Raw genomic sequence first — 21,647 nt, 5'->3', positions numbered from 1 at the left:
ATCTTTAGGGAATAAATCCCCAAAAGAATATATGCCTAGGTTTGATGAAGAATTTAAATTCTTCATCAAACCTGAACTAAATAATAACTATTTATTGAATTTTAAGGTGTCCTAAAAAGGGGAAGCCTACAGGGCAGGGATGCTCGGCTTGTATTTAAAGTTCACAATGACGTTAAATCAAGAGTATAAGTCCATTTAAAAGAGACTTCATTCTGCTAATTTACAAACGATATAAAACTAGAAAACCGCTTAAAAGCGGTATAAATAAGTGATATTTTCTAAGAATTAAAGGCTTGTGCAACGGTTACCGGTGTTCTACGCAGTTTTTTATTCAGATTCTAATTCAGTTTCTTCCATTTCTCCATCTTCTATTTCAATAATTTCAACACCGAAAATGTGATTGTCACTTTCAGGCATTATATTTTTCATTGTTCTGCAATAATCAAATAAAAATTTTCCAGAATCCCCAAGTCCGTGAGTGAAAAAATTTAATTTTTCAGAGTTCAACGTTATTTGTAATCGACCATATTTTAAACTGTCAGATTGTGATCTGTTTTCGTTTCTTTTTAGAAATTCGTTAAATTTCCAAATTGTGTCGTTTACAGAAATTATTATTTCTTTTTCTTTTATAAATTCAGTTCCGACAATCATTGATTCAGCAAATTCAGGTTGGATTTTTATAGAATCTTTTTTTCGTGTTATTGTCAGTTTTTCGATTCCTTGATAAGTACATTGACTTAAATTCATCCAAACTTTTATCGTGTCCAATTCGGTCAATTTATTTGTCAATTCGACATAATCTTTTTTCAGAGAAAAGTCAGATTTTGGCAATTGAGTTTTCCTTTCTGTTTTGCAAGAAACATAAATCAAAGTCAGAATTAATATTATGAGTAAGTTTTTCAAATTGCGTAGAACGTGATTGTATAAGATTAGTGGCGTGTTTAAGCACCTAATTTAGCAAATAATCACCAGATAGAAAATCCGCGAGGATTTTCGTAAGTAAGCGAGAACTAGCCATTAATTTTATACGGTGTTGTGCATAGTGTTTTTATTCAGCTTTAATTTCGTATGGTTTTTCTGGGAAACCAAATATAATTGCTTTTTTCTCGTCAATTTCCTTTATTCCAATTAGTGTTTCTCGTTCGTCATTTTCGAAAATTGATGCGAAATAAGTTCCTTGCAAATTTTCTAATATTAATTTCCGTCCATTTCTTTTCATTCTTTTGTTCATTTCTTGGATTACTGGACTATCCAAAATTTTGTTGAACGTTAATGGTATTTTCTCTTTATTCCACTGTGCTTTGAATTCGAGTGTCTCAATTTTTTCAGATTCAAGTTCCGTTTTGGTTGGTTCAATTCTTTCATAATCAGTCGCAAATTCAGTATCCTCTGTTTTAGATTCAGTTTCGCTCAACACAGTGTGAGTTTTTCCCATTCTGAATACTCGTATTCGATTGTCATTTACGAATTCATACTTTGATTCGGAAAGTTTCTCACTCCATTCAGTTCGGACTTTTGATAATTCATTTCCGCATTTTAATTCAAGTTCAAAATGAATGATTTGGTCGTTATTCAATTCAATAAATTCTGGTCGACAATAGTCGTCTCCCGTTTTAATCTTTAGCCAAGTTCCATTCAGGTTTTTCATTTATTTTCTGCGGTTTTTGGACATTATGCACTACGGTCTCGTATAACCGTCAGTTACGGGTTAAATCAGCGATTATTTTTGGTTTAGCACAGACGTTAGCAATTCCGAGTGGATTCGGACGTAGTCGAATCCGCCGTAATTGCGGTTATACATTGTTGTGCTACGTTTTATTTAACGACTATTGTTTTGTAATCCTTCATTCCATCTTCTAACGAACTCATCAGACCAAGCATCCCATCCAATTGTAACTAATGTCCAAATAGTAATTCCAACAATTATGAGATTAAGTATTAGTCCAATAATAGCAATAGTCTTTCCTTTTTTTATTTTGCTGATATTAGAATATGCATTCGGATTTTGCTCATATATTTTTTCAGATTTTCTAGCGAGTATATATGAAATCAGTGCAAAAACAATTGTAATTCCACCGAAACAAAATAGTGTACAACTCAATAATGCTAATGTGTAAATTAATTTTCCGTTTGGTAATTTAGTTTTCTCCATATTTTTATTTGTCATTTTTGGGGTTCAAGTATGATTTGGAACATCTTGGAATAATAATTTTAATCCTTTATTTAATGTTGTACAACGGTCTCGTATAACCGTCAGTTACGGGTTTATATACGTTAATATTCGCTTTAGCACTGGCGTTAGCAATTCCGAGTGGATTCGGATGTAGTCGAATCCGCCGTATTTGCGGTTATACATTGTTGTAAAACGTTTTTTATTTTCCATCTCCTCGATAATTCGGATTCGGCATAAATTCTCCAACAATTTTTCCTTTTTCGTCCACTTTCCAAGCTCCTTTTATGAATTCGGGCGGGACTTCTTGTTTTCCTTCAAATTCTTTGTCCAAAACATAAACCCAACCATTCGGATTATTTTTGGCTTCTTTAATTAATTCAGGATTATTCTTATTCATATTGACTTAACTCAAATAATAGGTGGTTTTTCATATCCACAGCAGAAACGTGAACAGTATTAAAATCGGAATTGGGAAACCCTGCTAAATCTACGTTCTCCTTTTCCAAATCAGTCAGCCATTCCATAAATTCGTGAATGTCGTATTCAACCACTTTGTAGTTTTTCCAGTCGTCAGTCAGAAATAATTCAGCAAACTCTTTTTCTGGCCAAACAGGAATAACGCTCAAATCATTCGAACCAATCATAACATATTTATCTTCGTTGTCCGAAATTAGATAGATTGTTTCAAAGTCAGCTACTTTTCTCAACAGATATCCGTATCTCTCTTTCGAGTCAAGTGCAAAAATGTTATTTATTTTCTGTTGGTTCATTCAAATGTTTTACAACGGTCTTGGCTATGATTAGTACGGGAATGAAAGTGAGCTTTTGTTTCCGTTTTAGCACTTAGCCAAATCTTTTTGTTTGTTTTTATTTTTTCTATTTAAAAGCCAAATCTAAAAGATTTGGCGGACATTCTAAATTTACATAGACCTTTGCCAAAAGCTTAAAACCCGTATTAATTATAGCCGTTGTTGGCAACTGGTTTTATTTTCTCAATTCCTCTTATTCGTATTTCGTTCGCCTTTTTTATATTTTCAGGCGTTTTAGTTAGAAGTCTAATCAGATTGATTTCTGAATTTTTTTTGGATGTTTTTACTCTATTAACAACAATTTTTAAAATAAAATTCTCATCTATTAGAATTCCGTTTTTGCTGTTATCAATGATTTTTTCGTCAATTTGATAGATTCTTGGATTTTTATTCAACTCCAAATATTTTGCAGAAAGCTCTTCTAATATTATAAAATTCGGATTGTAATCAGATTTCATTTTTATAAAAATCTTTCCAGAGTATTCAGTTCCGTCCATTTCAAATTTTTCTTTTTCGATTTTTAAGCTCTCAATTTTATCAGAATTTATAAAACTCATTATTTCTTGAGCTCCAACAAATTTGTCATTAACAAATATTCCTGCTGGTTTTTGGTCAGAGTGAAATTTATTTAAGTTGTCAGAATAAAAAACTTTGACTTCAGAATTCTCTGAATAATTTGGTTTGTCTGTTGACTTTTTTCCAGAAATTTCTTGACAAAAAGAATTAAATGTCAAGAAAAACATTAAGAAAGTAAAAATGGTTTTCATATTCCGTTGTTTTAATTCAAATTCAACTTTTTTTATTCATTCTAAAATCGAAAATGAGTCAACGTTACTTTTCAGTTAGTCTATCAGTTTATCGGTTCTGTCTTATACTGAAATAGGTTGACCATTTTCGGTTTACTATTTTGTTTTTATTGAGTTACTAATATCGGTATTTTTCTGTATTGTCTGTAATTATGATTTTGATTATTGTGAGCAAATTCCGGAGTTCTAAACTCCAGGCTGTAATGCATTCGTTTTGAATTGTAGATTTTGACTGCTTTTTTAACCATTTTCTGAGCCAGTTTTAGACTCACAATTGTTTTACCTAATCCAAATTCCTGTTTTAATATTCCGTTTATTCGTTCTGCTACAGCATTCTCGTAGGGGTCGTATTGCTGGGTCATACTGATGTTGATCCCGTTTCTCTCCGCGTAGTTAGTATAAGTAGGGTTACAGTATTGCAAACCGCGGTCGGAGTGATGAATTAGCTTTTGGTCGTTATATTTCCGTTGTTTTAAGGCCATTTGCAGCGCATCTATGCAGAGGCTTGTTTTCATATGGTCATTAATTTTGTAACCCATTATTTTTTTAGAATAGGCATCTGTTACCAGGGCTAGATAGGCATTACCACCATCTGTTTTAATATAAGTGATATCACTTACCCACAGCTGCTCTGCAGCTGTAGGAATAAAGTCCTTAACTAAATTTGGATATTTATAAAAATGATGTTTTGAGTTTGTTGTGATGTGTGCTTTTTTGGTTCTTGGTATGAGGAGTCGATGTCTTCTAAGAAGTAGATAGAAGCGATCTCTGCCCATTTTGATGTTCTTTTCAATAAGTGCCGGCTTGATGTGTTTATACAGCTTTAAACTGCCTGTTTTGGGCATTTCCTTTCTGACCTGTTCAACAAGGTTAAGTATGGCTTGTTCTTGCTGGTTGGACTTTTGATGTGATGCCAGGCGCTTGTAAAAAGCTTGTTTAGATATCCCGAAACATTGGTAGACCCATTTCATTTTAAAAGGTCTCTTTTGCGTTTTTCTATTTCTTTGGCCAACGCTTCGGGCAAATGCTTTTTTGCCAGATCAAGTCCTGATAGGTTCTCCAAATTAGCTATGTAATCCCTTTGAAACTCTTTTACAAATTCTAGTTCTTCAATCTTATCTTTTAGCTTTTTGATTTCATCTTGTTTACTCATACCTCGTTTCTTTTGTTCTAAGGTACTGTATTTTTTTAGCCAATAGTCAATAGAAGATCTTGAAACGTTGTAGGATTTGGCAGCATAATTAACGGAGATCTGACCATTCTGTATTTGGTCAATGATTATTAGCTTAAGTTCAAAACTTACTTTTTGGTACTGTTTTTTTGGGCAGGGAGGTTCGTTATCTTTCATCTTGATCCTGAATTAAATGATTGATTTTTGGTCAACCTATTTCAGGAAATGACGTTCAGTTAACTTGTTGCCAACGGTCCAGTATATGGCCCGTAGCGTGCAAAAAGGTACGTGTTTTTCGGTTAAGCACTGAGCCGAATTTTTAAATTATCTCTTTAATTTTATTTTTCGCAAAGAGCCAAATTTAAAAATTTGGCGGTCATCGCAAACACGCCCAAGCCTTTGTTTTAGGCACTTTCCCAGCTATGGGCTATATACATTGTTAGCCCACGTTATTCTTGGTTAATGTAAACATCTTCTATTTCGTCAAATAGAAATAATTCATTCAATTCAGCATTGATTTGCTCATAATCTCTGTCGAAAATCAATCGAATCAATTTTTTAGGCAGTTCATCATTTTCCGATTCCGTTCCGTACAGTTTTACGGTTCGGGTTGGATTTCCAACATTTCCGTTTTCTCGGTGGTTTCCCAATCCGATTGAAAATTGGAAACTATCTTCATCATTCGGCGCCAATGAAATTGACAAATATTTTCCGCTTTTTTCATCCAACACTTCAAGGTCAGGAAAATTAAAAGTCAAATCACGATATTCTTTCCAATATTCATCACTCCATTTTATGTCATTAAAGTCAGCTAAATGTTTTTCATAATCGGTTTTTCCGAGCATCTTGTATGAGTCAGATTCATAATCGGTTTTATGAATGCGAGAAATAAAATCAGTTTTCATTTTGCTTGACGATTGGTTTTTATCAGTATTCTCTTTACAAGAAAAGAACAGAATTGGAAATAAAATTAATATTGTCGTAAAACTTCTCATTTTTGGTATTAATGTGGGCTAACTGGTTATATCATTAACAAATATACAGGTAACACCTATAAATTGCGTGATAACAGTAAATTTTTATTCGGTTTATCAGTTTTAGATAACTGCTTTACAACAAGATCTAAAGGGCTTGTTATGGCTTTTAAATCTTTTCGGCTTACATGCGTATAAATCATAGTAGTTTGTGTTCGGCTATGACCCAGTAGTTCTTGTATGTACCGTATGTCAATTCCATTTTCTAGAAGGTGAGTAGCATAACTATGTCTAAGCGTATGCGGGGTAACGCGTTTTTTATGGACGCTAGCTTACACGATTTCTTTAAAAAAGCACGAATATTCTCAGCGCTATATTTTCCGCCTTTAAGATTTTCTACGTAATAAACTGAGGGGCGATAGGTGTTTAAATAATTAAATAGTAAGGGCTTAAAACTATCTGCTAATACCACATAGCGGTCTTTGCGACCTTTACCCTGGCGTACAAGAAGTTGATTGCGGTCTATGTCCAGTTCACGCAATTTAAGGTTTAGAAGTTCACCTACACGCAAACCACAGGAATAAAGCAGCGCGAGAATTGCCCGGTGTTTTAAATTACGAGTACATCTTAGAAGGTCTATTAACTCTTGCGGACTCAATACTTCGGGTAATATTTTTGACTTTTTAGGCTGCTGTAATTCCAATTCGTCAATATTTAATTTTGGCGTAAACTGGACAAGGTGTTTAAACGCACTTACCATCTGCCGATGCGTACTTACTGCATAGTTATGCTTCTTGATAAAAGTTTGTATGTAGAGGCTTAAATCTTCCAGTATTACATCGGTAAGCAATTTTTTTTTGTCTAGATAGATTGCAAAACCTAAAACAAAACCGTAATACGTGCGTAACGTACTTTCACTAAAACGTTTCCCCCGTAAATAGGTGACGTATTTTTTGAGAATAGGAATGTATACAGGGTCTACGAGTTTCTTACTTAACTGCTGCCTTTTAATTTTGGGCGTTGTAGTTTCTGTTTTTTTAGATGAAATACAGGCAGAATAGTCAACAAAAAGCGGAGACGCCTCAGTAGCCCGTAAAGTGTATTTAAGGTTATATGTTGCCTGTAAATGAAAAACAATGATGGGTTTTACTGTATTGAACCTAAGGAAGCGTTTGAATTTTAGTTATAATGACGGGGTCATTTTCAAATCTTAGTGCAAATGCAGGTTCATTGTCTTGTAAAAGGAGATTAACGATGATAGTTTCCATATTCCCAATACTACAGCAAACTAAACATATAAAGCGTATATAACCGTATAATATACGTTTATAAATAATAGCTATGAGAACCTGTCCCGTTTGTGAGGCACCCGTTAAAGGACGAATTGATAAAAAATTCTGTTCAGTTAAATGCAAGTCAATACATCAATATGAACTGCGACAGGAGAAGGAAGCCTTTTTTCTGGAAGTGGATCGCCAGTTAAAAGTCAATCGAAAAATTCTTAAAACATTCAACTATCAGGGGTTTACTACGGTTCAGAAATCTGCTTTAATCAGTGAAGGTTTCGATCCTAATTTCTTTACCCACTATTGGAAAAACACTCAGGGAGACGTCTATCTTTTTGTTTATGACTACGGTTTTTTGGATCTTAAAAAGTCTGGCAAAGCCAAATACCTCATCGTGCAATGGCAGGAGTATATGAAAAAAAGGTAGTTTTAATAATTCCCAACAATCCCACTTCATTTCGCAAAAGCTTCATTGCAGTAAAAAAGCTTTCCTAGGCAGGTCTAGGACACAACTTCAAAGCTTCCGTTTTTCATTTCACTTGGCCGCTTCCCAATAAAAATTGGGAAGCGGCCAAACTCCATTTCAAGCTACATCTTTAAAGTCAGTTCCGCTTTAAATTCTTCTAAACAAAAATGATACTCTATCATAACCCGGTCAGCACATTCCCACTACATTTCGCGAATGCTGCATTACGGGAAAAGAGCTTCCCTAGGCAGGTCTTGGACACAACTTCAAAGCTTCCGTTTTCTAGTTCACCTGACCGCTTTATCCCAACAAAATTGAGGAGCGGCCAAATTCCATTTCAAGCTACAGCCTTAAAGTTAAGTTCGCTCTAAATTCTTCTAAACAAAAATAATCCTCTATCATAACCCGGTCAGCACATTGCCACTACATTTCGCAAAAGCTTCATTACGGAAAAAGAGCTTCCCTAGGCAGGTGTTGGACATAACTTCAAAGCTTCGATTTTTCATTTCACTTGACCGCTTTATCTTAATAAAATTAGTACGCGGTCAAACTCCATTTCAAACTCCACCTTTAAAGTCAAGTCCGCTTATACGGATTTTAATTTTACGATTTGTGTCCCTTCTTTGAATAATGCATTTTCCAGAAGCCTTTAGAATTACATCCGATACCTCTGCATTTTTACACTTTTTTGAAGGCAAAACAACAACATTCATTTTTGGACGGCGGCATAAACCGTTCTCGTTTCACTTCACTTTTTATACGCCTTTCCAAATCTAAATATTGTACAACATCAAGCAACAAAAAAGGTAACAGCGAAGGCGCTATGGGAAGTAAATCTAAAATGAATCGTATGAAATCATACCGTATCCATAAAAAAGAAGCAACACAAAAGTTAAAAAGACAAAAACAGGAAAACGCTCTGGATATAATAAGTAAATCCTTTGAACTAAAAGAAAACTGTCTGAAAGGATTAGGCAGCATTTTTAATTAATATCTAAATATTTTTATCATGAGTACTTTAAGAAATCACGTACAGTTAATTGGAAACGTTGGTCAGGAACCAACCATTACAAACCTCGAAAGCGGTAAAAAAGTAGCCCGCTTATCTCTAGCTACCAATGAGTATTACAAGAAAGAAAATGGCGAAAAAGTTCAGACTACCGAGTGGCATACAATAGTAGCCTGGGGTAAGACCGCAGAAATCATTGAAAATTATGCAGGTAAGGGCAAAGAGATTGCCGTTGTTGGAAAATTGAAAACTCGGAATTATGAAGATAATGAAGGGGTCAAAAGATATGTGACGGAAGTGGAAGCCAGTGAAATTCTTTTGATGGGTTCTAAATCTTAAGACAAAAACAAATTAAAAGAGGGCATTCCTGTGAGAAGTAGCGCCCTCTTAAATTCACTTTAAATTTTAATAAAATGAATACACAAAGTAATCAAATCACAGAACAGTTGCAAAATTTTTGCGGTACCGAAACATTCTACAGTATAGCTATGCTTAAAACCCGATTTACTGATGGTATTAAATATTTAGCAGAGACGGCTAATTGCTTTTGGCTAGTAACCGATGCATCGATTATGGCAAAAAGTTTACAGTCTAAAAGCTATTTTATAACCATAGATTTTAAACGGTTTTCAGAAGATGAGCAGCATTTAAATTCTAAAGAAGCAGAACTAATTTATAGCGATGGAAATGACAACATACTATTTAAACAGTCCTATTATTCGACAGATTTTCCGATTGATGAACTGCGATTATTTTTTGTAGATGATACGTTGATGCTCCCCGGGGAATATTAAAATTTTGAGGGAGAAGCTCTACAGAATCTTGATGGTAGCAACTTCATTCTCAACATTTAGAACCGGTAAATACGTGTTAAAAGACCTTTGAAATTTCAAGGGTCTTTTTCATTTTGAACACGTTCTTAATTAGAGTATCTGCAATAGTTCTCAACTTTCAATGCGAATAATTTTAAACATAGAAAGTCTACTTCTTAAAAAGTCAGCTTTGTTTTCAGCCGTAACCAAAGGCCATTATCTTTTTATAATGGTATGGATTTTTGTCAGCCTGCGGCTGACGAAAAGGAATAGCAAGAGGGTAACACGCTACGCGATGTTAAGCATTCCTTTTCGATTTTAAATTACTCATAAACAGCGTTTTGAGTATTAACGATTTAAAGATTTTTAAAAATCAATGCTATTTTTCACGGAAAAACCGTGTAAGCCCAGTAAAAACATCAAATTTTTCACGGAAAAATGGATAAAGGATATGAAAATGAACGATTTGAGAGTCTGAGCATCAAGACTTCAGTGGTTAAGAAATTCAGGCGTTTTTGTCATCAATTTTCTAAATCTCAATCAATGACCTTATTGTTGATGCTTGAGTTTTTTGAAGATAATGGTATTTCTCCAACCGAAGCTATCGGACCTAAAATGCAAACTTTGGAACACGTAATTAAAAAACGAATTAACGGGGTAATTGCCATTTTAAGAGATATTGAAAAGAACCAAACCAAACCAACTGTAGCGATGATGGAAACACTTTTCAAAGAGGCAGAGCCGAAGAAAAAACCTTTGATTCTAGAAAAGGAAAATTTGAAGGAAAAACGGGAAGTACGTTTTCGCGAAATCGAGTCTACGAAATTCACGACCGAAGGAAGAGAGAAGCGGTAAAAGCAAATTCGAGACAATATATCTTAAAGTTAATATCATTATGTATATCACAATTACACCGCAAAAATTAGGTAAATCTTACGGTAAGAGCTCAGCAGGTTTTGTTGCCTATTTGGAAAAAGAAAACCAAGGTCTTGAACAAGAAGAGAAGCAACATTTTTTTAATCAATATGGTGATGAAATTTTTGCCGAAGAAGTGATCAAAGAAATTGATGGAAATACGGCTAAGCTTAAAAGTAAGGAGCCTAAGTTTTATTCCATCACGGTGAGCCCGTCTAAGTATGAATTAAAACGATTGGAAAACAGTACAGCCGACTTGAAAAAGTATACGCGTGAGTTGATGAAAGAATATGTAAAATCTTTTAATCGTGAAATTAATGGCAGGGCAGTCACCGTGAATGATATAATGTACTACGCAAAAATTGAGCATCAGCGAAGCTTCAAAGGAACAGATATACAGGTTAGAGAAAATCAACCTTATGCGAGTAAAATACTTCAGCTACAGCGTGAAATACGGAAAATAGAACGAGGTGAAGCGCAAGGAAAAATTGACCATCTGAAAATGAAAATAGACAAACTGGAAAAGGAAGCACCGCATCATCAAGACGGAATGCGGATTGTTCAGGGAATGCAGAAGGCAGGGAATCAAAGTCACATTCATATCATCGTAAGCAGAAAGGATGCATCTAACTCCGTGAGTCTTTCGCCGGGAAGCAAGTATAAAGCATCAGAAGTTGAGATGCATGGTAGAAAAGTGGGTAGGGGATTTGACCGGGATAAATTTTTTGAAGCAGCAGAAAAAACCTTTGATAAATCCTTTGAGTACAACCGAAATTTTACCGAAACCTACAAAGCCAGAAAGGAGTTTGTTAAAAATCCGAATGTATACTTCGCTGCTCTAATGAAATTACCAGCTAATGAAAAAGCAATAGCATTCAAACTAATACATAAAACGGGAATACCGGTTATTCCTAATATTCCTATAAGTCAGGCACAGTTGGCGCTACGAATTTTTAAAAGGTTACGACAAGGGTTAGACGTGGCCATTAAATCGAGTTCAATAGGAATTTAAATAGCTATGGAAATCTATAATTTGTATCACATCCTATTTTTTATCTTTTTAAGCAGCTTTGTTTTTTATATCCTATACCGACTTACCAAATATGCCTTTACTTTAAATCTATTTTGCATTATTTCGCTATCAATATGGATTTTAAATGCTAACCAATTAATGCCAGGTTCACTTTATTTGATATGCCCTTTACTATTGATAAATACGGTTTTATATGTTTTTCTACACAAGGTTAGTGAGGTTAAAAGAGCTGATGAGGAATATAAGGTCAATTTCAAAACAAATACCGGTAATTTTAAGATTGATAATATTAAACGGGGAGCATCCATCATTGGTTCTGCAGGAAGTGGAAAGACCGAAAGCGTAGTTTATGGTTTTTTAAAACATTTTGAGAAGTATAATTTTTGTGGAGTGATTCACGACTATAAAGATTTTGAAATCACCGAAATGGCATACCCGCTTTTCAAGAATAGTGAGATCCCATTTAAAGTCATTTCCTTCGATAAAATCATTCATAGGGTAAATCCTATCGCACCACGCTATTTAGAGAACGAGGAAAGCGTAAACGAGGTGTCACGGGTCTTGATTGAAAACCTTTTAGAACAACGAGAATCCGGTGCTACAGGAACAACCAAATTCTTTACAGATGCCGCCGAAGGATTGATTGGTGGATTGATTTGGAAATTAAAAACTTCGTATCCCCAGTTTTGTACACTCCCGCATTTAATCGCTATTTATCAATATCTCGATACGGATAGTCTGATACAGTTTCTGGAGACCAATACTACATCCAGAGCTATGGCAGATGCGTTTATTAGCGGTAAAGATTCTGAAAGGCAAACTGCTGGTGTAAAAAGCACTTTAGCAAATGCCTTAAAACGTATCAGTACTCAACGGATTTTTATGGTTTTGTCTGCAGATGAAGTTCCTTTAAATATTAATTCTGCTGAGAATCCTGCGGTGATATGCGTAGTGAATAATCCCAAATTTGAGACTTCGTATTCTACTGTGATAGCTACAATTATTCATACTATAACCAAGCAAATGAGTGTTCGCAAGTCAAAGCCATCCTTTCTTTTGATGGAAGAAGCTCCCACCATTCGCTTATTGAATATGCATCGAATTCCTGCGACGCTGCGAAGCTATAATATTTCAACCGTCTATGTGATGCAGGATAAGATACAGAACGATATGATGTATGGTGATAAGGCGAGCAAGGCAATATTGAGCAATTTGTCCTATCAGTTTTTTGGTAAGGTGAATGACCCGGATACTGCCAAATATTACGAACGCTTTTTTGAGATTATTAAAGACCCAACCAAAAGCGTTAGTCGTGGGCACAATCTTGATTTTGATACCCGAATTACTACAGGAGAGAAAGAAATCCCTAAAATTAGAGCCGATGTATTCTTTCGGTTGAAGCAGGGTGAGTTTGTGACCTATGCAGATGGAACGGACAAAAAAGTACAGTTTAAATTATCGAATATTGAAAGGGCACTTCCAGAAGAATCCAGGCAGTTTTCTAAAGCTGATTTAGCGGCTAATTTGGAGCGGATCTACGATGAGGTTAGGTCTATATTCAATTAAAATAAATACAATTCATTCCGTAATTAATAGTTATAAACACTTCACCTCAATTATCTCACTTAACCTTGTAGTATACCGTTTGGACAAATGATTCTGCTGCATCTTCCAGACCTTTTTTAAATCTTGAGCACCAAACTTAACCTGATCAAAACAATTTTTATTTAATCGGTCTATAGTTTGCATTAAAATTTTATGTCTGGGATCTTCGTGATAGAAAAAAGAGAGTTGCTTTTGCGTATCAGGAGTTAATCCCATAACGATGATTCCAGCTTTTTTATATTGAAAACCGTCCTTGTAGATTCGTTTCAAACCCGTCATTACCGCTTTTGTAATTACAAAGGTGGAATTGGTCTCATAAGGCATTTGTACAGTTATTCCATTTCCATATTGAGGTAAGTCGTCTCGGTGTCTGTTTGTGTTTAAGAATATATATGCAACTTTACAATTGCTCTTTTGTTTGCGTAATTTGTAACTTATTTTTCCGGCATAAGTCGCAAGACGTTCCTGTATATCTTCATAATCCGAATACATTTTTTCAAATGATCGAGTTACCGCTATATTTTTCTTTTTAGCTACTTCCTCCAAATCTAAAGTTGAATCACCGGAAAGGTCTCTTTGTAGCCTAAGACCTACAATGCTCATTTCTTTACGTACGTACTCATTAGGCAACTGTGTAAATTGCCAAGCATTTAAAACCTGTATATTTTGGAGCTTCTTTTGGTACTGTCTCCCAATGCCCCAGACATCTCCAATTTCAGTCCATTTAAGAGCTTTTGCTATCTTATCTGGCGTATCTATTACATAAGTTCCTTTCGTGCGCTCTGGGAACTTTTTAGCAATCTTATTGGCAACCTTTGCCAATGATTTAGTAGGAGCGATGCCAACACTAATTGGTATTCCCGTACTGCGTCTAACTAAGTCAATCATTTGGATCCCGTAAGCGGTTAAATCATAGCGTTCAAAGCCTATAAGTTTTAGAAAAATCTCATCAATAGAATAGACCTCCATATCAGGTGAGAAGTCTGAAAGAATATTCATCACCCTTGCACTCATGTCGCCATATAATGCATAGTTTGAAGAATACACGTGTATTTTATATTTAAGAACATCTTGCTTGATTTGAAATGCGGGAGCACCCATAGGAATGCCCAGAGCTTTTGCTTCATTACTTCTTGCGATTACACACCCATCATTATTGGATAAAACGACTACCGGCTTATAATTAAGATCAGGATTGAAAACACGTTCACAAGAAGCATAGAAATTATTACAATCTACGAGAGCAAACATTAGAGATCCTTAATTACATTAGTTACAACACCCCAAATCAAAAACTCATTGTCTTTTGTGACCTTTATAGGTTGATATTTTTCATTCTCAGCTATAAGCCAGATGATATCCTTTTGAATTTTGATACGTTTAACGGTAAACTCGCCATCGATAAAACAAACTGCAATCTTGCCATTGCGGGGTTCAAGACTCTTATCAATGATTAGTAAATCGCCGTCAGATAATCCTGCACCTGTCATAGAATCGCCTTTTACACGCCCAAAATAGGTAGCATCCTTATTTTTTATATAAGCTGAATTTAAGTCTATTGCCTCATCTAAGTGATCATCTGCAGGAGAGGGAAAACCGCATGAAAGACCGGCAATAAAAGGAATTTTTAGGGAAAGTTTTAGTAAGGGAGAAAAAATATTTAAGATCATAAGATTGGATTTTTTCCATTTAATAGGAATTTATCCAAAATTACAAGAATTACTAGTTGGCTAGACTCGGTTCAATCAGTTTTTTCCAACAAAGATTTAATGCAAATTTTTTAGATTTATTTCTGAAGATAAATAGATGAGCGTCACCCTTATAATTATGATTGCGATCACAAATACAAATTAAATAGCAAAAAGCTTTATAGTTAATTTCATAAACCTTAAAACTAATATCGCTTTCTAATAGACTGATTTCTGCCATTAGGTAATAGTTGTTAGCTAAATCATAAAGTTCTCTTCGTGTAGCTTTCATAATAAAATCTATTTAATAAATTTAACTATAAATATATTGCAATATGTGCTACGCAACCAGCCTAACTAAATCAGAAACCAAAATTGAGGAAATAACAAAACGTGAATTTGCTATTCCCTTAGAATATCAAAAACATTATCATATAAATGGTTTCGGAAAGACAAATTTACATATTATCACCCAGAACCTACCTAACTCAATTTACCCTGCAGAGTGGGGATTGATCCCACGATTTGCATTTGAAAATCCCGCAGGTTTTAAATACAATACACTAAACGCCCGCAGCGAAAGTATTTTTAAAAGCAACACCTACAAAGAGAGTGCAGAATCTATGCGCTGCTTAATACTTGCTGATGGTTTTTTTGAACCCCATCATTACAACAAAAAATCACAGCCTTACTATTGTACTTTAGAAGGGCATAAGCTGTTTATGTTTGCTGGTTTATATACTCCGCTAGATGATGAGCTTTTTACGACCACAATAATTACGGTTCCGGCAAATGAATTATTTGAAAAAATACATAATGAAAAGAAGCGTATGCCTTTAGTTTTGGATGATCAATTCACAGAGGATTGGATAGATCCTACTCTCAATCAAAATCAGGTTAATGAGTTGATGAAAACTGGATTTACTAATTCCACTTTTAAAACGTTCCCGGTGTCTAATGCTATTTACAAACGCGGTGTAGATACTGACAATCCTGAAATACTAAAACCGGTCACGCCCATTGACCCAGAATTAGATGAGTCAAGACCTACTTTATTTTGATTTTGTAAAATTTCTTATCTTTTTAAAATCTCCATTTTCAGAATTAATTACCAATAGCTTTAAAATTATTGATACTTTAGAGGGCGGGCAATATCAAGTGTTCGACTAATAATATTTCTAACTTCGTAATTTGAATGATTCACGTTTAGTTTAATAAACTTGAATAAATTGCCTAGATAAATTTACAATCTACTTTTGCAAAATGATAGATTATGCATTAAAGAGCTAATTCTAAAATAACAGTTTTGAACAAAATTTATCATTAAAATTTAAATATAATTTGGGGCATTACTATTCGAGACTTCATTCTAATTTAAAACCTTATTGTTGAGCTGAAATGATTATTTTTTTTTAAAATGGAATATGTTAAACCATTTTATAGTATAACTAAAAGTAATTAATTTAATTTGGTATATCAGTAATTCTAATCCAGAAATTAATTATTCTAAAGTTTTAGTTAGCTTAAAATCAATGGTTTATAATATATTTTGTGATTGTATTAAAATTTTCTGAATTCTTAATAATATAATAATTGGGAAAGCATTATTATATTTTAACTTTTAATTATTATTAGCTATAAATCCTTAAAGTCTAAATTGGTCAAAAAATAAATTTGAGCAATGACTTCAAGTTACTTTAAATTTTTACTGTTAATAAGCTTTTTTACAGGCATTATAATTTTGATGCTATATAGTGTAATTTATCTATACATATTTACATTAATAAATTTCGCACTGGTTACAATATTGGCTTTTATTAAAACCAGAGATAATAGATCAAAATTAAGTCTAAAGCAAAATAGATCAGTGGAAACTGAACTCTTCGTTAGTATTCACATCCCGATTTATAAAGAACCAGTTTCTACTGTTTTAAAAACGGTACAAGCGGCTATAAATCAAAATTATTCACATTTCGAAGTTTTAGTTATATATAATAATACACCAGATTCTACATACTGGAAACCTATAAAAACCTACTGTGAGCAGTTTTCGAACCAAGTTAAGTTTTTAAATTTCTTAAACGTAAAAGATTTTAAAGCAGGGGCATTAAACGAAGCGTTGCCGTACATACACCCACAGACTGATTTGATACTCACTGTTGATGCAGATTATGAACTTAACCTAAATGCTTTAAAGTTTATAAATAGTGACTATATATATAATGATCATAATTTAATACAATATCCACAACACTATAATAATTTAGATATAGATTGTCCTGTTAATGCAGAATTCAATCATTATTTTGAATTTTATTCTAAATCTTCAGCTAGCGAAAGTTTAAGTCTTCCTACCGGGACCTTATCTGTAATTAATAGAGAATCATTAGAAAAATTGGGTGGTTGGCCAACTGTATCTATAACCGAAGATGCTCAATTAGGAATACAATTATTTGAAAATAACTTCAGCGCCAAATATATAGATCGTGTTATAGGTTCTGGAGCAGCGCCTAGTGAGCCTGCAGAATTTATTAAACAACGCGAACGTTGGATTTATGGGAATTTTCAAAATCTAATTTATTTATTAAATTCAAAAAAACTTCCGGTTGCGATAAAGACAAAGTTAATTCCTCAACTCACCTGCTGGTTTAATTTCAATTTATTTTCGTATTTAATTCTTTTAACTAGTGCGATGTCAATTTCTTTTAATCTAGTTACCGCTGCATCGGTGCTTTATATTGTCCCCCTAACAATTGTCTCACTTATTATAAGTCATCTTTCTAAATTTTATAGTTTTTTACAATCTACAGCCACTTTTTACTTAGCAATAAAAGCTTTCATATTCCACCAGGGGTTGGTATTTCAGTCAAGTATATACTGGCTTACCTATTTTATAGATTCAAAACTTCCTTTTAGAAGAACTTCAAAAGTTCAATCGCGTTTTAAACCTGTTTATGATAGTCTGTATCTAGTTATACCTATACAGTGTATAGCAATGATATTTGTTAATCATCGACTACATTTCCTAGGAATTTCAATTTTTTGTTACAGTTTATTATTGGCTTGCGGAATGTATTTTTTTAATATCAAATTATATAAAAACTATATCAATCAACTAACTCAATATCAATTAACTTATGAAAATAGCAATAATTGCCCACGCTAAGTTTCCTATTGCAGAACCTTATGCAGGTGGATTAGAAATGATAACTCACCTTTTGGTAGATGCATTAGTAGATCGCGGTCATCAAGTAGATTTATATGCACATCATAAAAGCAGAACAAATGCAAACTTGGTTGCAATAGACAAATTTAGAGATGACGTGTTTGAAAATTTAAATAGTAATGATTATCCGGTGTTTGAAAATTTGCAATTAGGGCATCTTATTAACTATAGTCGTGTATTTAATCAAATAAAATCTAAGAAATATGATATAATACACAATCACTCATTAAATATACAGGCCTTACTGCTTGGAAATATGTTACCACAGCAAGTAATAACCTCTTTACATACACCACCCTTAACTGATTTAAAAGTAGCCAATCTTATTTTAAAAGATTTACACAATCAGTATTTTACTTCCGTGAGTAATAGTCTTTGTAAGCAGTGGAAAGAATATATACCCTCGTGTACAACTATTCGCAACGGTATTGATGTTAGTCGCTGGGAGTATGTCACTCATAAGTCTTCCTCGTTTGTATTCTGGTATGGTCGTATATGTAAAGAGAAAGCACCGCATCTAGCTATTGAAGCTGCTTTATTAAAAAATAAAGAAATTAGATTAGCAGGACCTGTAGATCAGGAAGCTCAGGAGTATTACGATACTTACATAAAAAAATATATAAATCACCCTCTTGTAACGTTCTTAGGACATTTAAATCAAGCAGAATTAAACAAAGAGTTACTGGAAAGTGAATGTTGTTTGTTCACCAGTCTTTGGGATGAACCTTATGGTCTTGTTCTAGCAGAAACACTTGCGACGGGAACACCTTTAATCGCTTTTGATACTGGAGCAGTAAACGAAATTTTAAATGATAAAGTAGCTGTAATTGTTGAAAAAGGAAACGTAAATCAGCTTGCAGAAGCACTAGATAAAGTAAAGGATATAAATCCAAATGTTTGTAGAACTTATGCAGAAGAGCATATGTCTTATGAGCGTATGGTAGATGATTATATAGAGTTGTATGACCATATATTAGAAATTAGCCAATTTTTATATGATACACAAAATAGCGTATTACGCACATAGTCACGGAAGTGGGCATTCTCGCTATGCAAGCAGGTTTGCAGAAGGTTATGGTTCTAATTGTGTAATACTTACAGATTCGCTCCATAACTTTCCGGATTATGCTGAGGTGCAGCATTTACCCAATGAGGATCTTGACGGAACCCAATTATTGCCAGACTCTTACAATAAACCTAAATATTTACATTATTCACCAGTAGGTTTGTCTAAGATTTTAAAACGCAACACGTATATTTTAGAGGCATTACAAAAATTCTCAATAGATTTCTTAATTGTTGATGTAAGTGTAGAGATTGCAGCATTAGCCCGAGTATCTTCTGTTCCTTATGTGTACCGAAGAATGCCCGGAAATCGCTCAGACCTTGCGCATACTGAGGCATACCGAGGAGCCCTCTTTCTATTAGCGTACTACCCTAAAGATTTTGAAAGTATTGATACACCTGCATGGATAATAGCTAAAACGTGTTATTTAGGTTTTATAGATAAACCAGAAAAACAATCTATCCAACACGAAAAACCTTTTTATGATATAACAATCGTTACCGGTTTTGGCGGTACAGCTATAACAAATCTATTACCTGTACTCTTAGCGCAGTTTCCAGATTACAGCATTCAAATAATAGGACCTGTAGACCCTACTATTAAAAACGAAAATATAACCTATCAAGGTGTTGTAGAACGAATAGAAGATTTTATCCATAAGGATACGATTGTTATCGCAAGTTGCGGAACTAATATGGTTTTAAAAATGATTAGTCTTGGTAAAAGATTTTTAGCATTTCCCGAAGAGCGTCCTTATTTAGAACAAGAAACTACAGCTGCAATACTTGAAAACCTGAATATAGCTCACAAAGTAGATGTTCATAATTTAAAACCCCTTATCAAGAAAGCCAAAACTTTTCAACCTTATAAAGCACCAGAGCATTATTTTACTACAGTTGACAAACTGGCTGCCCAAATTCAGGAATTTTTCAAAACCGTAATTAATGCTTCAAAAGAACAAGAATATGATACCAATAGCAGCGTGTAGTGTAATAACAATTCATTATGGCCGACAAGAGCATCTTAATAATTTAATTCGTGGTGTTGAACGCAATTCAATACATCCTAAAGAGCTTATAATTATTAATATGGACGCCAAACTAAATCTTGATTATAATGGGCCGTTAACTATTAATTTAAATAATATAATAAGCGATAAAGCTAATTTATTGCCCATTGCAAACGCGCGTAACCTGGGAGCAGAATTAGCAGAAACTAATCATTTGTTATTTCTAGATGTAGATTGTATACCAGAGCATAATTATATAAAAAATTTAAATAATCAACTGGATACTTATAAAGGTTTAATAATGGCTACCCCGAGATATCTAAACGAGCAGGTAACTCAAGTAGAAACTATAAATTTAATAGATAAAAGTATATTGCATCCACGACGTCCGTTCTATCCTAAGGTTACTCAAACAGATCATTACGAACTATTCTGGAGTTTATGTTTTGCGATGACTAAACAAGACTTTAAAGCACTTCAAGGTTTTGACGAAGAATATAAAGGTTATGGAGCAGAGGATACAGACTTTGCTTTTAAAGCAAAAGCTGCAGGGATGAAATTTTTCTTATCACCAGCTATTGCATTTCATCAGCAGCATAGTTTTGTGCGTCCGCCCTTAGACAAAATCGAAGGTATAGTTAATAACGCAAATTACTTTTATAAGAAATGGAATATCTGGCCTATGGAAAAAGCCTTAAAAGCCTTTGAAGAAGCAGGGTTTGTAGCGTTTGACACCAGTACAAATACCTATTCTATAGCACAGTTACCAGATAAACATACACTAGAAAAATATAGAGTATCAAATGAACCTTTTGCGTAGATTGTAAGATATACAAATGCCTAAGTCTTAAAACAAAAAAACCGCTAGCATTACTGCTGCGGTTTTAATTTTTCAGATTTTATAAATGATTGTAGTGAAAAGTGTTATTGGTTTAAAAATTAATTACAGAACGTCTTATGATTTGAGCTTAATATAATATTACCTTTTTTTGGATAAGTGTTCTATTTAGATTATTGCATCTGTACTTTTATAAGCTTATAGGATAAATTTTGGTTTTAGCTAGTTCGGTGTCTATGATTAATATTTCAAACCCCAGATTTTTAATAAGTTTTTGACAGATATGATTTTCTTCGACCGTTACGTAAAATACTATTTCTTAGTAAAACCAAAATTATAGTCACAATCCAAAATCATTTTTTAAAAATGCCTCAAAAATATAGCATTATCTTTTTTAAAAAGGCCCTTTCTCCCCAGGCCTTCTAGCTGTAACTTTCCAAACTCCATTTTCATTTAACAGTTTAAAAATACCAGGTGTTTTATCGTAGGAAGTGGAGTACTTTACCCAGGCTACTTGGCCTTCTACAGTTTCTTCAAGTACTTTAAAATCAGAGTCGGTATTCTTGCTTTTGGCGAACATAGCTATTAGGATTTTAAAGTTAGCATAGCCTTCTTCAGTAGTATATTCTTTAAGCGTAGTTTCATCACCTTGATAAAAGCTTTCGGCAACAATTTGAGCAGTTTTTGAAGGTTTAGATTCCTCGTTGATCCCACAACTAAAAAACAGCAGGAGGGATGTATAAATTATGAGATCTTTCATA

25 protein-coding genes and 1 pseudogene are annotated in these 21,647 nt (G+C 33.8%); 12 read left to right on the top strand and 14 right to left on the bottom strand.

What is annotated here, in order from left to right:
- Nucleotides 1–327: 327 nt before the first annotated feature.
- The 10 genes and pseudogenes from ACIGAM_RS17225 to ACIGAM_RS17180 form a co-directional block, all read right to left on the bottom strand.
- Nucleotides 328–903: a hypothetical protein gene (locus ACIGAM_RS17225; protein WP_396512713.1), complete on the bottom strand. Its 576-nt coding sequence runs from the start codon at nucleotides 901–903 to the stop codon at nucleotides 328–330.
- Between the two features lie 145 nt (nucleotides 904–1,048).
- Nucleotides 1,049–1,648: a hypothetical protein gene (locus ACIGAM_RS17220; protein WP_396512712.1), complete on the bottom strand. Its 600-nt coding sequence runs from the start codon at nucleotides 1,646–1,648 to the stop codon at nucleotides 1,049–1,051.
- Between the two features lie 171 nt (nucleotides 1,649–1,819).
- On the bottom strand, nucleotides 1,820–2,152 hold the full coding sequence (locus tag ACIGAM_RS17215; RefSeq protein ID WP_396512711.1) for a CCC motif membrane protein: 333 nt from the start codon (nucleotides 2,150–2,152) through the stop codon (nucleotides 1,820–1,822).
- Nucleotides 2,153–2,372: 220 nt separating this feature from the next.
- Complete coding sequence (locus tag ACIGAM_RS17210) at nucleotides 2,373–2,570, bottom strand: hypothetical protein (RefSeq protein WP_396512710.1); 198 nt, start codon at nucleotides 2,568–2,570, stop codon at nucleotides 2,373–2,375.
- A complete protein-coding gene (locus tag ACIGAM_RS17205) occupies nucleotides 2,563–2,943 on the bottom strand; it encodes a DUF2750 domain-containing protein (RefSeq protein ID WP_396512709.1) in 381 nt (126 codons plus the stop codon). The genes ACIGAM_RS17210 and ACIGAM_RS17205 overlap by 8 nt, the downstream gene beginning before the upstream one ends.
- 185 nt (nucleotides 2,944–3,128) lie before the next feature.
- Nucleotides 3,129–3,749, bottom strand: coding sequence for a hypothetical protein (locus ACIGAM_RS17200; RefSeq protein ID WP_396512708.1), 621 nt, complete (start codon nucleotides 3,747–3,749; stop codon nucleotides 3,129–3,131).
- 146 nt (nucleotides 3,750–3,895) lie between these two features.
- Nucleotides 3,896–4,759 (bottom strand): IS3 family transposase, encoded by an 864-nt coding sequence (locus ACIGAM_RS17195; protein WP_396512707.1) that lies wholly within the window; start codon nucleotides 4,757–4,759, stop codon nucleotides 3,896–3,898.
- Nucleotides 4,756–5,136: a transposase gene (locus ACIGAM_RS17190; RefSeq protein ID WP_396512706.1), complete on the bottom strand. Its 381-nt coding sequence runs from the start codon at nucleotides 5,134–5,136 to the stop codon at nucleotides 4,756–4,758. The genes ACIGAM_RS17195 and ACIGAM_RS17190 overlap by 4 nt, the downstream gene beginning before the upstream one ends.
- Nucleotides 5,137–5,408: 272 nt before the next feature.
- The gene (locus ACIGAM_RS17185; RefSeq protein ID WP_396512705.1) at nucleotides 5,409–5,864 is read right to left on the bottom strand and encodes a hypothetical protein; all 456 of its coding nucleotides are present in this window, start codon (nucleotides 5,862–5,864) and stop codon (nucleotides 5,409–5,411) included.
- A 146-nt stretch (nucleotides 5,865–6,010) separates the two neighbouring features.
- Nucleotides 6,011–6,894, bottom strand: a pseudogene (locus tag ACIGAM_RS17180) (tyrosine-type recombinase/integrase).
- A gap of 380 nt (nucleotides 6,895–7,274) precedes the next feature.
- On the opposite strand from ACIGAM_RS17180, the gene ACIGAM_RS17175 reads away from it, so the two are divergent.
- From ACIGAM_RS17175 to ACIGAM_RS17145, 7 genes are all read left to right on the top strand, one after another.
- A complete protein-coding gene (locus ACIGAM_RS17175) occupies nucleotides 7,275–7,646 on the top strand; it encodes a hypothetical protein (RefSeq protein ID WP_396512704.1) in 372 nt (123 codons plus the stop codon).
- Nucleotides 7,647–8,373: 727 nt separating this feature from the next.
- Nucleotides 8,374–8,676, top strand: a complete 303-nt coding sequence (locus ACIGAM_RS17170) for a hypothetical protein (protein WP_396512703.1) — start codon at nucleotides 8,374–8,376, stop codon at nucleotides 8,674–8,676.
- Nucleotides 8,677–8,694: 18 nt separating this feature from the next.
- Nucleotides 8,695–9,033 carry a single-stranded DNA-binding protein gene (locus ACIGAM_RS17165; RefSeq protein ID WP_396512702.1) on the top strand — a complete coding sequence of 113 codons (339 nt, stop codon included), beginning with the start codon at nucleotides 8,695–8,697 and terminating at the stop codon, nucleotides 9,031–9,033.
- Nucleotides 9,034–9,107: 74 nt separating this feature from the next.
- On the top strand, nucleotides 9,108–9,488 hold the full coding sequence (locus ACIGAM_RS17160) for a DUF6876 family protein (protein ID WP_396512701.1): 381 nt from the start codon (nucleotides 9,108–9,110) through the stop codon (nucleotides 9,486–9,488).
- A gap of 456 nt (nucleotides 9,489–9,944) precedes the next feature.
- Nucleotides 9,945–10,361, top strand: a complete 417-nt coding sequence (locus tag ACIGAM_RS17155; RefSeq protein ID WP_396512700.1) for a BfmA/BtgA family mobilization protein — start codon at nucleotides 9,945–9,947, stop codon at nucleotides 10,359–10,361.
- A gap of 40 nt (nucleotides 10,362–10,401) precedes the next feature.
- Nucleotides 10,402–11,433: a MobB family relaxase gene (gene mobB / locus ACIGAM_RS17150; RefSeq protein ID WP_396512699.1), complete on the top strand. Its 1,032-nt coding sequence runs from the start codon at nucleotides 10,402–10,404 to the stop codon at nucleotides 11,431–11,433.
- 159 nt (nucleotides 11,434–11,592) lie between these two features.
- Entirely contained in the window at nucleotides 11,593–13,020 is a 1,428-nt protein-coding gene (locus ACIGAM_RS17145) for a type IV secretory system conjugative DNA transfer family protein (RefSeq protein WP_396512719.1), read from the top strand.
- Between the two features lie 30 nt (nucleotides 13,021–13,050).
- Here the strand turns inward: ACIGAM_RS17145 and ACIGAM_RS17140 are convergent, their stop codons facing one another.
- The 3 genes from ACIGAM_RS17140 to ACIGAM_RS17130 are packed head-to-tail and all read right to left on the bottom strand — an operon-like array spanning nucleotide 13,051 to nucleotide 15,039.
- Nucleotides 13,051–14,310 (bottom strand): Y-family DNA polymerase, encoded by a 1,260-nt coding sequence (locus ACIGAM_RS17140; protein ID WP_396512698.1) that lies wholly within the window; start codon nucleotides 14,308–14,310, stop codon nucleotides 13,051–13,053.
- A complete protein-coding gene (locus ACIGAM_RS17135; protein ID WP_396512697.1) occupies nucleotides 14,310–14,729 on the bottom strand; it encodes a LexA family protein in 420 nt (139 codons plus the stop codon). Before ACIGAM_RS17135 ends, ACIGAM_RS17140 begins: the two co-directional genes overlap by 1 nt.
- A gap of 52 nt (nucleotides 14,730–14,781) precedes the next feature.
- On the bottom strand, nucleotides 14,782–15,039 hold the full coding sequence (locus ACIGAM_RS17130; RefSeq protein ID WP_396512696.1) for a hypothetical protein: 258 nt from the start codon (nucleotides 15,037–15,039) through the stop codon (nucleotides 14,782–14,784).
- A gap of 43 nt (nucleotides 15,040–15,082) precedes the next feature.
- On the opposite strand from ACIGAM_RS17130, the gene ACIGAM_RS17125 reads away from it, so the two are divergent.
- The 5 genes from ACIGAM_RS17125 (at nucleotide 15,083) to ACIGAM_RS17105 (ending at nucleotide 20,868) form a co-directional block, all read left to right on the top strand.
- Nucleotides 15,083–15,808, top strand: a complete 726-nt coding sequence (locus ACIGAM_RS17125) for an SOS response-associated peptidase (protein WP_396512695.1) — start codon at nucleotides 15,083–15,085, stop codon at nucleotides 15,806–15,808.
- Between the two features lie 806 nt (nucleotides 15,809–16,614).
- A complete protein-coding gene (locus tag ACIGAM_RS17120; RefSeq protein WP_396512694.1) occupies nucleotides 16,615–17,913 on the top strand; it encodes a glycosyltransferase in 1,299 nt (432 codons plus the stop codon).
- The gene (locus ACIGAM_RS17115) at nucleotides 17,885–19,000 is read left to right on the top strand and encodes a glycosyltransferase (protein ID WP_396512693.1); all 1,116 of its coding nucleotides are present in this window, start codon (nucleotides 17,885–17,887) and stop codon (nucleotides 18,998–19,000) included. Before ACIGAM_RS17120 ends, ACIGAM_RS17115 begins: the two co-directional genes overlap by 29 nt.
- Nucleotides 18,969–20,027 carry a hypothetical protein gene (locus tag ACIGAM_RS17110; RefSeq protein ID WP_396512692.1) on the top strand — a complete coding sequence of 353 codons (1,059 nt, stop codon included), beginning with the start codon at nucleotides 18,969–18,971 and terminating at the stop codon, nucleotides 20,025–20,027. Before ACIGAM_RS17115 ends, ACIGAM_RS17110 begins: the two co-directional genes overlap by 32 nt.
- Nucleotides 19,984–20,868, top strand: coding sequence for a glycosyltransferase family 2 protein (locus tag ACIGAM_RS17105; RefSeq protein ID WP_396512691.1), 885 nt, complete (start codon nucleotides 19,984–19,986; stop codon nucleotides 20,866–20,868). Before ACIGAM_RS17110 ends, ACIGAM_RS17105 begins: the two co-directional genes overlap by 44 nt.
- Before the next feature lie 412 nt (nucleotides 20,869–21,280).
- Here the strand turns inward: ACIGAM_RS17105 and ACIGAM_RS17100 are convergent, their stop codons facing one another.
- The gene (locus tag ACIGAM_RS17100) at nucleotides 21,281–21,646 is read right to left on the bottom strand and encodes a hypothetical protein (RefSeq protein WP_396512690.1); all 366 of its coding nucleotides are present in this window, start codon (nucleotides 21,644–21,646) and stop codon (nucleotides 21,281–21,283) included.
- Nucleotide 21,647: the final 1 nt, after the last annotated feature.

The organism is Leeuwenhoekiella sp. NPDC079379 (assembly GCF_044542075.1).
Lineage (GTDB): Bacteria > Bacteroidota > Bacteroidia > Flavobacteriales > Flavobacteriaceae > Leeuwenhoekiella.
Note: the sequence above shows the minus strand (reverse complement) of the source record. Positions and strands in the feature narration are given on the sequence as shown.